We start from the raw sequence: 11,774 nt of genomic DNA, 5'->3' as shown, positions 1-11,774 counted from the left end.
CCCCGCTGGGAAGGGTTCGATCCTCCGGCCGGGATAACATAAGATTTGCGGCGGCCATGGCCCAGGAAAGACGCCCGGAACCATTCCGAACCCGGAAGCTAAGGCCTGGCACGGCGATGGTACTGCACGCGAGAGCGTGTGGGAGAGTAGCACACCGCCGCATCACACTTCACAAAGGGACCCCCGACGGCACAACAGCCACCGGAGGTCCCTTTTCGCATACCCGGATACCATACGGTACGCGACGGGGCTTCACCACACCCAGGCAGGCATGGAAGCGACCGCACCGCAGGCCCACAGCAACTCACTCGAAAACCACACCGAGCAACGGGTGGACACGCATGCGCAGAGCAAAATGCCACATGTAACAAGAGAGCCTCCCACGAGGGAGCGAGCGTGAGGGAATCGCAACCTACATCGGAGTCGTGAACTGCGACAATAGGAACGATAACGGTGGTTGCGGAACACCATGACACCAAACCCCGACCCGCTCATTATGAAAATTGAGTGAGCTCACTGGGAAATGAGATTGAAATCAAGAATTCTTCGCATAGTATGGTTAGGCAGTTCAGCCAAATTCGAACCACAAGAAGTTATGCACTATTTCATTCCAAAACGTTGTCAGCCAACGAACAAGGTCATGTATCATGACCGCGTCCAGGCACGTATTGCGGCAGATAAGATTTTCTGCGAGAACGGGACGGAATTATGGACTTACCAGTGCGAATTCTGTGGCACATGGCATCTGACCCACCATGATCCTCAAGAAGCTGTTGCTCGGACAAAGCTGTCCCGATTGCATAAGCCACGATCTCGTAAGCGTGGGTATAAACCACGTCAGCGGTAGCACTCACTCGAGATTGTATACAAATACGTCATTATCAATTACGCTATGCAGTCTAGTGATAGAGGGTTGTATTAACTGAAGCTTTTGATTGGTCTGTCTTCAACAATGGACTGACACTGTCGGTTAGCGAATATTGATAATGATGGAATGAGAAAATATGGCATGCATATACCTCGAGGATTGTGATTTATAAAGGCGAGCAATATTGCCTATTCGCAGGCACTATTGAAATGGAATCTTAGACAAAACTCCTCAAGAAGAATATGGTGACATCACATATGATGATGTCACCATATTCTTCGTATGCAACAGTCAAAGCACAGCAATAAGCGCCATGCCGTTTACGTTAGTTGCAGAGCAAATTACTTGTCCAACTCAAAACCCTGACGCTGTGCATGGCTGAAATTGCGTACCAAAACTTCCTTGTCAGTTGAAGCCTTGGCGATTTGCGCACTAAACGCATCCACAGGTCGTGCTGTGTTACGCAGATCGTAATACTGGTGAACCTGCTCGTCGAATTCCTGAAGGCCCTCGAGAAGCTCTTCATCGTGTTGCGGATACTGGTTGACGAAGAACTGCATCGAACGCGGCATACGAGGCTTTTCAGCGGGATTTTGTGCCGGTTTGCCAATGGCCAGCCCGAGCAGCGGATATGTGTATTGAGGCAGCCCCAGCAAGTCGATAACGCGGTCGATGTCATTGAGAATCGAACCGAGGATGACGCAACCCAATCCAAGCGAGTTTGCCGCGGTTTCCATTGCATGCAGTGCGAATGCGCCGTCATTTTGAGCTTGCGAGAAGCGATAACTGCTGTTGAGTGTGAATTCATCTGAATTGACATCAATATCCTGTTGTTGTGCGATCGCGGCGTTGCGATGCTCATCCAGAACAAAGACATACAGTAGCGGTGCCTGAGCGATATATGGTTGCTTGCCGATCTGTGCAAGTGCTTGTTTGATATCGGGGTCTTCTATGCGAATAGCTGACCAGTCATTGAGGAATTGGCTTGATGCGGCGTGCTGAGCAGCGGTTTCGAGACTGAAAATAGTATCTTCGTCGATTCGTTCATCAGCAAATGCTCGAATCGAACGACGTTGCAACAGCGTATCTATGGTTTCATTATGACGTATTTGTGGCATGAACCAATTATGTGCACAGCACTATTATCCATGCACAGTCAATCCAACTATTGGCGTAATGCTTTCAATTGGAACTATCCAGTACATACGTGTGGATCGACATTCCGGCTCATACGGATCCACCTTGTGATGAAGGTGAGATACCAGGAATTACGACGAAGAGTCTTGGAGTCTACTGAGATTTCCTATTATGCCGTTGCTGCTTGCGTGTAACAAAGGCTTGCGATCCACGATTGGAAAGCTGCGTCACAATAGTGCTGACAGCTGCGGAAATCGCTGCAAAGGCTGCAGCCATCATGATTCCGTTTCCAAATTCTTCATTTCCAGTGCTGCTGCGTCTGCTGTCGAGCCCCTTATTCCAAACTGTTTGCAGGAGTTTTCCTGCCACCATGGATGCGACTGTGGGAATCGCAAACTTAATAAGCTTATCGACCATGGAATCTGGGTCCTGTTCCCGTTCTTCACGCATCGCATTCACCTTTTCATCGATATTGTGCAGCCATGCCACTGCGCGATCAGACGACGAGGATTCGCTGCCTGTTTGGATATCGGCTTCGTCACTCATAAACACCAGTGTAGTTGAGCATATGCCCCTAAGCTGAGTGAAGGAAAGAATTCGATTGCATTCACGATGCGCGTTGCTCATGGCGGCGAGGCAAACGAGGTATTAGAGTAGAGGGCATGACGATTACGAGTAATGCAGGCAACGAAGCCCAAGCACCCGGACGTCTGGTCGTTCTCCGACATGGACAAACCGTGTGGAGTGAATCCGGACAGCATACAGGACGTACCAATATCCCCTTGACCGAAGTGGGGAGGCGACAAGCTCGAGATGCTGGGGAACGGCTCCGTGCGGCTTTTCCCAAGGGCTTTGAGGAATCATGCATTTTCTCCAGCCCGCTGCTGCGTGCACGTCAAACTGCGGAATTGGCTGGATTCGGCGGCAATCAGACCTTGGATTCCATAATGGAATGGGATTATGGCCGTGCCGAAGGTCGCACCCGTCAGGAACTGTCACGCCAGTTCGGTTCCACTTGGGATGTGTGGCGAGATGGTCCGCAATCCTTGCCGGCGGAACTTGAAGGCGATTGGATTGCGCAGATGCCTTCAGGGGAGCAGGTTCCTGTTCATAACGGCCCTGGAGAGAGTCTGGAGGAAGCGGCGCAAAGGACTCAGCAAGCCATAGCCATGGTTATGCCTTTGCTGCAATCCGGACAGGATGTGCTCTTTGTAGCGCATGCTCATATTCTGCGCATACTGACCTCACAATGGCTCGGCGTTGAGCCGCAATTTGCAAGATTGCTCCGTCTTGACACAGCGCATTATTGCGTACTCAGCCAATACAAGGGTGATCGCGTTATTGAACACTGGAACGCATGAAATAGAACGATACGAATACTGGACCGCGGTTCTTCTGGCAACGATTTGCCATTGAGGTGCCGCGGTTTTGCATTGTGACTCAATCGCGTCATTGTCGGCATGAAGTGATTGGCTACGGTGACCTATGTATACGCCTCATGGCGAGTGAGTTGTCATTCTTTGCAGGAGAACAATTACATCCTTGTATATAACAGCATAGAATAGCAAACGCTTTCATAGGGAAAATAATATTTATATCCCCGATATTCAAGGGTTTATTGAATATGCATTGCAAATAATGCAAATTATGAAACGCTGAAAGTGACATCGTTTGCAAAACGCATCAAAGTAGTGCATAATGGTCTGCGTCGGAATCATTGAGGTGCTACGGTGCACCGGCCCCAACGGTGAGTTGGATGGAACGACAGAAGAGAAAGGTTCGATGATGAATCGTACGGTTAAGTCTGCAGTGGCATTGATTGCCGTCTCAGCAATGTCTTTGGGTGCGCTCGCTGCTTGCGGTGGTTCCAGTGCGTCCGATGATGGCAAGGGCAAGGTCTACTATCTGAACTTCAAGCCTGAAGCAGCAGATCAGTGGAAAGATTTGGCAGAAGCGTACACCAAGGAAACCGGTGTGGAAGTCACCGTGCAGACGGCGGCCTCCGGCACCTATGAGCAGACGCTGAAGAGCGAGATGGCCAAGAGCGAGGCCCCGACGCTGTTCCAGGTCAACGGACCTGTTGGTTATGCCAATTGGAAGGACTATACGGCTGATATGAGCGATACCGAGCCGTATGCTCAGCTCCAGAACCAGGATATCGCCCTTAAGGATGGCGATAAGGTTGTGGGTGTCCCATACGCCATGGAGACCTACGGCTTGATTTACAACAAGGATCTGCTTACCAAGTACACTGAGTTGTCTGGTGCGAAGATCTCCTCTCTCGATGATTTGAATTCCTATGACAAGTTGAAGGAAGTTGCCGACGATATCCAGGCTCGTAAGGATGAGCTGGGTGTCCAGGGTGCATTCACTTCGGCAGGTTTCGATTCCAGCTCCGATTGGCGTTTCAAAACCCACCTCGCGAACCTTCCGCTGTATTACGAGTTCAAGGCGGACGATGTGACTGAACAGCCGACGACTATCAAGGGCACTTATCTGCCGGAATACAAGAACATCTTCGATCTGTATTTGAAGGATTCAACCACTGAACCGACGCAACTCAGCTCCAAGACCGGTGATGATGCGAACTCTGAATTTGCCCTTGGCGAAGCGGTGTTCTATCAGAACGGTACCTGGGCCTGGAGCGATTTGCAGAAGGCTGGCATGAGCGCCGATTCCATCGGCATGATGCCGATCTACTTCGGTGCGGATGACTCCAACGAAGGTCTGGCAACTGGTTCTGAGAACTACTGGTGCGTCAATGAGAAGGCTTCTGAAGCTGATCAGAAGGCCACCAAGGACTTCCTGAAGTGGGTTATCACCTCGGATGCCGGCAAGAAGTCGCTGTCCTCCGATATGGGCTTCACCACTCCGTTCAAGAGCTTCGATGACGTCACCTCTGACAATCCTCTGGTGCAGGCTGCTGTCGAGGACCAGAAGTCCGGAAAGACCCAGGTCTCCTGGAACTTCACCATGATGCCTTCTGAGGAATGGAAGAACCAGTTGGGCTCAGCTTTGCTGGAATATGCTCAGGGCACAGGCGACTGGGATGCCGTGAAGACTGCATTCGTCGACAACTGGGCGACTGAATACCAGGCAGCTCACGAAGGCTGATTGAACGTCCCATACCCTACCAAGTATCGAAACGGGTGGCGAGTCCTGCATGGACATGCCACCCGTTTTTTCGTGGGGTAAAACTTCCGATGACGACGGTATTGAACGGGAAGGCTTTGCATTGCTTGATAGGTTTCCGGCGCCCCTCTGAAAGTTGATCGCGGCCTATCCGGAAAGGCTTTTCAGACCCTATTTAGTCAGTCGTGCCGTTGTGGATCGCACAACGAGCTGCGCAGGTACCATTTCGAATAGCCGTTCGAGCTTCTCTCCCGAGATAAGAGCCAAGGTCTGTCGCGCCGCGATCGTAGCCATATCGATTGGATCCTGACGAACGGTGGTCAGCCCGACATCATGTGCGTAGAAGCTGTCGTCGTAGCCCAGCACGGAGATATCGCCGGGCATACTGTATCCGCTGCGTTCCAGCTGGAAAATAAGCGGGATGGCGATACCGTCCTCTTGGCAGGCTATTGCGGTTGGCATGGTAGGCCTGCTGAGCAATTCAGTGATAATCATGCTGATGCGATTCGGACCTTCTGGGGCGATGATAATCGAAGGATCAATCCCAGCTTCCTGACAAGAGGCTACGAATGACTCATAACGCTGTTGCACGCTGAAGTGCAGCGAGACCGCGCGTTCTGTGCGGATATACACGATATCGCGATGGCCCAAGGCAATGAGATGCCGTGCGGTGAGCTGCGAACCCTGTTCGTCATCGATGTTGACGGCTGCGGTGAATCCGCATTCTTGAGGGTTCACGCAGTTGATACCGATAATCGGCACCCCTATGGTGGCCAGCTGGGCGATTTCCTGAGCGTCAACATCAAAAGAGGAGACGATTACCGCGTCGGCATTGCGACGGATGGGCAACATCTCGAAGAATTCCCGCCGCTCTTCGATGCTGGAAATCTGGAAAATTGACAGGTCATATCCCTGAGGATGAAATACCTGGTTCAATCCTTCGATAACCGATGCGTTGAACCACAGACGAATATGGTCGCTCATCAGCAGAGCGATACGCATTGCGCGTCCTGATTTCAGAGCTGCCGCCGATCTTGAAATGGAGAAGTTCAGCTCATCCGCTATGCGCAGCACCTTTTCTCTTGTGGCTGCAGACACGAGGTCCGGACGGGTGAATGATCTGGAAACCGTCGATACGGACACCTTTGCTTCGCGTGCGACATCTTGAATATTTGCTGCCATCAAAGCTCCTTAATACACGTTCCTGTAGCGATGGTATCGCGTCATCCACGACGAATGGTGTGACACAGTTTCATGCTTCACTGCAACAACTATGACTTCACCATATGGAAAAACAAACGTTTGCAAAGCTATTATATAACATCGTAATGCTAATAATTACAAGTGTTAAGAGGGTATTGAGAGGATGTAATGCATGGTGATAAATGAAATGAAACACCGATAAAATGACAACGTTTGACATGAGTGCGTCAATGGTGATACCGTAAAGATATTCGTCCGAAACTACGGCAAGGCTGCCAGAAGCAGATGGGTTGCTTTGCGCATATAAGAATGCGGCGGACTCGATGAGGAGGAAGTGAACGCATGATTGCAATGACAGGCAAGGCCATACGAAAGTGGTGGGCATTATTTGCGTTGCCGACTTTCGCGGCCTTCATAATAGGGTTTTTGGTGCCGTTCTTCATGGGCGTGTACTTGAGTTTCTGCAAATTCACTACGGTAACCGATGCCAAATTTATCGGATTGAAAAACTACCAGCGTGCATTGAATGATCCGGAGTTTTTGCGTGCACTGGGCTTCACTGCGGCGTTCACCGTGGTGACGACCGTGGTGATCAATGTGGTGGCTTTTGCCATTGCGTATTTACTGACCAAGGCCATCAAGGGGTCGACGATATTCCGTTCGGTGTTCTTCATGCCGAATCTTATCGGCGGCATTATCCTGGGCTATATCTGGGTGCTTCTGCTCAATGGAGTTCTGGCATATTTCAAGACCTCGATCACCACTTCTCCTGTGTATGGCTTCTGGGGATTGGTCATTTTGGTGTGCTGGCAGCAAATCGGCTACATGATGATTATCTATATCGCAGGGCTGCAAAGCCTTCCCGGTGATGTTATCGAAGCCGCTGCAGTAGATGGCGCGAACGGAACGCAGACCATGTTCAAGGTGATTATTCCACTGATGATGCCATCGATAACCGTGTGCAGCTTCTTGACGGTGACCAACGGTTTCAAGCTCTTCGACCAGAACCTCGCGCTTACCAACGGCATGCCTTCGAACAAATCGGAAATGCTCGCGTTGAACATCTTCCGCACATTCTATGGACGTGTTGGTTACGAGGGCGTCGGCCAGGCGAAGGCAGTGGTGTTCTTCATCGTCGTGGCTGCAATCGCATTGATTCAAAACCGTCTGACCACAAGCAAGGAGGTGGCAGCATGAACGAGAAAGTCAAGCATCCCGTACTGTGGACCACGCTATTCACGGTTATTGCGCTGGCATGGATTTTCCCGATTGTGCTGGTGCTCATTAACTCTTTTAAGCAGAAGGCATACATCTCGCGCAATGCCTTTTCCATCCCCACAGGCAAGGCCTTCGTCGGATTGGAGAATTACAAGCGCGGCATTGAATCCACCGACTTTATCTCCAGCTTTGGCTGGACGGTCGTGGTAACCGTCGGCGCGGTGGCTCTGATTCTGCTGTGCACTTCGATGTGTGCGTGGTGGATTGTCCGAGTGAATAATTGGGCGGCCAAGCTGCTGTACATCCTCTTCTTGTTTAATATGATCGTTCCATTCCAGATGGTCATGTTCACACTTTCCAAGCTTGCTGACATGCTCGGTTTGAACACCCCTTGGGGATTGTGGATCGTGTACTTGGGCTTCGGCGCAGGCCTTGCGGTATTCATCTTTACCGGTGTGGTCAAAGGCATCCCTCAGGAGTTGGAAGAGTCGGCAATGCTTGATGGTGCGAGTGTTCCTCGCATATTCTTCCAGATCATCATGCCGATTATGCGTCCCTCGCTGATTTCGGTGGCGATTTTGCAGACCATGTGGATCTGGAACGACTATCTGCTGCCATCGTTGACCTTGAATCTCAATAAGTACACCACCATCTCCATCGCAGTGCAGAGCCTGAAAGGTGGATACGGTTCAGTGGATATGGGTGCCATGATGGGATGCCTCGTGCTCGCCATCGTGCCGATTATCGTCTTCTATCTTCTCTGCCAGAAGTACATTATCAAGGGGGTGATGGCAGGCGCGGTAAAGGGTTAATTCTTCTATTCCTACTCCTTTGACAACAGCGGTCCTCTCGGGGGCCGCTTTCTTTTTGGTCGTAATGGCTAGGTGTGCTGGAACGCTTTAATGAGTGATCGCCGCTGGGTGAGCGAGCCGGTATGCCTCAATGGGTTATCGCCGCCGAATGAGTGCGCCGGTAGGTCTCAATGGGTGATCACGGTTGGCTGGGAAGCGAGAGCGTGAGTATCTAATTACGGCTTAGGGAACTGAATGTGATTCTGAGAATTCGTTGTCTGGGTCTATTGAATGTTGCGTTTACGAGTGGCGAAGCCGAAAAGATATACATGAGTGCCAATAAACAGTTGCGGGGATATGCCCGAGTTAAGGCATATCCCCGCAACTGACGAATCCGTAAAGGGTAATTCGTACTATTTCAGCAACATCCACACCGTGGTATCTTGCGGGAGCGAGCTCCCTGATATCGGCTGAGACGACAGCACAATCTCGCCTTCTGGCAGAGCAAAGTCAGTGGTGCCAAAGTTGGTGAAGCTTGCGAAACGACGCCCTGATTCATCCGATGATGTGCGTGTGTACGCGATAACGTCGTCAGTGGGCTGAGAGACTTCGCAGTCGGTATTTCCGGTTGAAGTGAGCAGCCTTGACCTTGACTCGAGTGCCTCGCGATACAAGTGCAGCATCGAGCCCGAGTCCGCCTCTTCGCGGTTGACCGCGAGATCTGCGTACCACAGTGGTTGCGGCAGATGCGGATCGTCGGCAGGGGAGCCGTCTTCCTTGGTCGAGGGGGAGAATCCGAAAGAAGCACCCTGTCCAAACGACTCATCCCAGTCGGCTGGAGAAGGGACATCTTCGGAATCCCAGGGAAGAGGCACACGGCAGCCATCTCGGCCCTTTTCGACAAGATTTTCGCGGGTGAAGAACGCAGCAGGGTCCTCGAGCTTGTTCCAAGGAATATTGGCAACCTCGAATAATCCCAGTTCCTCACCTTGGTAGACGTAGACGGAACCGGGCAGGCCGGTTTCAAGCAGGATCGCTGCACGAGCGCGCTTGGTGCCCAGTGTCCGATCTTCGTAATAGCTATTGCCATTGCGCAATATCCAGTCATGGGCTATCTGGTGGTGTCCGCGCGCAGGTATCTGCGGCAAGCCATAGCGCGAAGCATGGCGAGGCACGTCATGGTTGCTCATAACCCAAGTGGTGGTGGAGCCTCCGGAATGTGCTGCGGAATCCAGGCCTTCCTCGATGGCGGCAAGCAGCGAGGAGGCGTTCCAGTCGGCCTTGGCAAATTCGAAGTTGAATACCTGGCCCAACTCTTCGGTTGAAGCGTAGAGATGCTGGTGTTCCGGAACGACCCAGGCTTCGCCCACTGCGAATCGCGGTGGATCGTATTCATTGAATACCTTGCGCCACTCGCGATAAATCTCATGGACTTCCGTGCGATCCCAGAGCGGATGCTTGCCATCCACGGAGCCCTGCTCCTGAATGCTGTAGCGGCGGCCCAGCTCATCCAAGGGCATGCTGTCGAGATCCTTGGTCAGTCCATGGGCCACGTCAATGCGGAAGCCGTCGGTGCCATGGTCGCTCCAGAAGCGCAATGTGGTGAGGAACTCTTCGTGCACATCGGGGTTTTTCCAGTTCAGATCCGGCTGTTCCTTGGTGAAGATATGCAGATACCATTGGCCATCCTCAACACGTTCCCAAGCCGGGCCGCCAAATACCGATTCCCAGTCATTTGGCGGCAGTTCGCCGTTGTCTCCACGGCCTTCGCGGAAGATATAACGGTCACGTGCTGCCGATCCGCGGCCGGCCTCCAATGCTTCTTGGAACATGGCATGCTTATTGGAAGTGTGATTGGGGACAATATCAACGATTACCTTCATGCCCGCTGCATGGGCGGCTTTGGCCATGGCGTCAAAGTCATCCATGCTTCCGAGACGAGGGTCGACATTGCGGTAATCGATCACATCGTAGCCGCCGTCTGCCAGTTCAGAAGGATAGAAGGGGGAGAGCCATATGGCGTCAATGCCCAGACTCTGCAGGTAATCCATTTTTGAGGTGATGCCGGCAATGTCTCCCAATCCATCGCCGTTGGCATCCTTGAAGCTTCGTGGATAAATCTGATAAACGACGGCTTGTTTCCACCAGTCGCTGCGCTCGTTATTGGCGGTCATCGTGCCTCCTTAGGACTTGATCGCTGCGTTGCCTTGAACTGCTTTGTTATCACGTCTCAGTGTACGGCATAAAATCATGTCTGACAACGATATCATCGAGAATATCAAGGAAATTACAGTATATTTTGACCACGTTATCATGTGTCATATTGGCTATCTGCGCATAGTGGTGCCCGGTAACGGTGTGGGACGTACTCTCTTGGCTGGTTTCGCCTATGAATCGCAGGAAATGGGAATGGGGTTATGTGGGATTGCCAACCGTGTATGTCATTTGCGTATGTCATTTGCATATGTCGTGGTGCGTATCGTTATGAAGCCGTATTGATCTGGGCGACGTCATCATAACTATGCCGATTCCGATTTTGGGGGCATCCGCTGACTCATGCCTTGGAATCGAGGTGCTGCATGCAGCAAGGCGTGGTATTGATTACGATGGATGAGGCTATATTGGTCACGTGGCTGCATGACGCCATAGGTCTAGAAGAATGGAATGACATGAAGTTCCTGTCACCCGATTCGCCATTTATGCGAGGATTGAGCACCTTCGCAGATGCGGTATGGATCAACATATTGATGGTGCTGACCAGCATCCCCATCGTGACCATAGGCGCTTCACTGACCGCGGCGCATGATGCTGCTCGCAGGTCTCTCGCAGCCCAAGGCCATGTGACATCCAACTTCTTCAAGGCTTTCGCATCCAACTTCCGCAAATCCACCCTGACCTGGCTTATTTTCGGCCCACTCGCCGTGGGGCTGGTGTATGCGTGGGTCATTTTGCAGATCACGCCGTTGCTCATCCCGAAATTCGCTTTCAGCATTCTATGGCTCATCGCATTCGAATGGGTATGGGCTTTGCAGGCCCGTTTTGAAAATGCGTGGCTGTCCACAATCGCCAATGCGTTTATTTTCGGCATATCCCATATCGGATACACCCTGGCCATGCTGATCATTGACGGCGTGTTTTTGGGCTTGATCGTGGCCTCATGGCTATATATGCCCCAAGGTGTGCTGCTTCTGCTGATTATGGGATACGGTTCTGTGATTATGCTGCATATCCCGTTGTTGGAGAGGGTATTCAGAGCGTATACACAGCCCGAAGAAATGACGCCTTCCGTACAGCAATAGCGGCGAGGTCGCATGGGCAATTGGATATTTCGAGCAGAGTCTCAAGATCTGCGGTTGAATGGAGAGCCCAGTCCGGCTCTCTCGTATGTCGAGGTGATTGCCTGTCGTTTGGTGGCCTGTGGAATA

Annotated in this window: 11 protein-coding genes and 1 rRNA gene; 8 read left to right on the top strand and 4 right to left on the bottom strand. The window is 51.7% G+C overall.

The features are described 5' to 3' along the window. Positions 1-46 precede the first annotated feature (46 nt). Positions 47-163: ribosomal RNA gene (gene rrf, locus BITS_RS07875) — 5S ribosomal RNA — on the top strand. A gap of 432 nt (positions 164-595) precedes the next feature. Next, positions 596-847, top strand: a complete 252-nt coding sequence (locus tag BITS_RS09565; RefSeq protein ID WP_081693569.1) for a hypothetical protein — start codon at positions 596-598, stop codon at positions 845-847. Positions 848-1,209: 362 nt separating this feature from the next. Here the strand turns inward: BITS_RS09565 and BITS_RS07870 are convergent, their stop codons facing one another. After that, entirely contained in the window at positions 1,210-1,986 is a 777-nt protein-coding gene (locus BITS_RS07870) for a nitroreductase family protein (RefSeq protein ID WP_026642473.1), read from the bottom strand. A gap of 172 nt (positions 1,987-2,158) precedes the next feature. After that, the gene (locus tag BITS_RS07865) at positions 2,159-2,551 is read right to left on the bottom strand and encodes a DUF4235 domain-containing protein (protein WP_026642472.1); all 393 of its coding nucleotides are present in this window, start codon (positions 2,549-2,551) and stop codon (positions 2,159-2,161) included. A 116-nt stretch (positions 2,552-2,667) separates the two neighbouring features. Here BITS_RS07865 and BITS_RS07860 point away from each other — a divergent pair, with 116 nt between their 5' ends. Together BITS_RS07860 and BITS_RS07855 are read left to right on the top strand one after the other, a co-directional pair. Continuing rightward, positions 2,668-3,366, top strand: a complete 699-nt coding sequence (locus BITS_RS07860) for a histidine phosphatase family protein (RefSeq protein ID WP_026642471.1) — start codon at positions 2,668-2,670, stop codon at positions 3,364-3,366. Between the two features lie 421 nt (positions 3,367-3,787). Then, positions 3,788-5,119 carry an ABC transporter substrate-binding protein gene (locus BITS_RS07855; protein ID WP_026642470.1) on the top strand — a complete coding sequence of 444 codons (1,332 nt, stop codon included), beginning with the start codon at positions 3,788-3,790 and terminating at the stop codon, positions 5,117-5,119. Positions 5,120-5,308: 189 nt separating this feature from the next. On the opposite strand, the gene BITS_RS07850 is transcribed toward BITS_RS07855, so the two are convergent. Next, positions 5,309-6,319, bottom strand: coding sequence for a LacI family DNA-binding transcriptional regulator (locus tag BITS_RS07850; protein WP_026642469.1), 1,011 nt, complete (start codon positions 6,317-6,319; stop codon positions 5,309-5,311). A 363-nt stretch (positions 6,320-6,682) separates the two neighbouring features. Between BITS_RS07850 and BITS_RS07845 the strand changes: the two genes are divergently transcribed. Together BITS_RS07845 and BITS_RS07840 are read left to right on the top strand one after the other, a co-directional pair. Then, a complete protein-coding gene (locus tag BITS_RS07845; RefSeq protein ID WP_026642468.1) occupies positions 6,683-7,537 on the top strand; it encodes a carbohydrate ABC transporter permease in 855 nt (284 codons plus the stop codon). After that, a complete protein-coding gene (locus BITS_RS07840) occupies positions 7,534-8,370 on the top strand; it encodes a carbohydrate ABC transporter permease (RefSeq protein WP_026642467.1) in 837 nt (278 codons plus the stop codon). The genes BITS_RS07845 and BITS_RS07840 overlap by 4 nt, the downstream gene beginning before the upstream one ends. 392 nt (positions 8,371-8,762) lie before the next feature. Here BITS_RS07840 and BITS_RS07835 read toward each other — a convergent pair whose 3' ends face one another. Next, the gene (locus BITS_RS07835; RefSeq protein ID WP_026642465.1) at positions 8,763-10,523 is read right to left on the bottom strand and encodes a glycoside hydrolase family 13 protein; all 1,761 of its coding nucleotides are present in this window, start codon (positions 10,521-10,523) and stop codon (positions 8,763-8,765) included. 76 nt (positions 10,524-10,599) lie between these two features. Between BITS_RS07835 and BITS_RS07830 the strand changes: the two genes are divergently transcribed. Further along, a complete protein-coding gene (locus tag BITS_RS07830) occupies positions 10,600-10,848 on the top strand; it encodes a hypothetical protein (RefSeq protein ID WP_026642464.1) in 249 nt (82 codons plus the stop codon). 170 nt (positions 10,849-11,018) lie between these two features. Then, positions 11,019-11,648, top strand: a complete 630-nt coding sequence (locus BITS_RS07825; RefSeq protein WP_026642463.1) for a DUF624 domain-containing protein — start codon at positions 11,019-11,021, stop codon at positions 11,646-11,648. Positions 11,649-11,774: the final 126 nt, after the last annotated feature.

It is taken from the genome of Bifidobacterium tsurumiense, assembly GCF_000741765.1.
GTDB lineage: Bacteria > Actinomycetota > Actinomycetes > Actinomycetales > Bifidobacteriaceae > Bifidobacterium > Bifidobacterium tsurumiense.
Note: the sequence above shows the minus strand (reverse complement) of the source record. Positions and strands in the feature narration are given on the sequence as shown.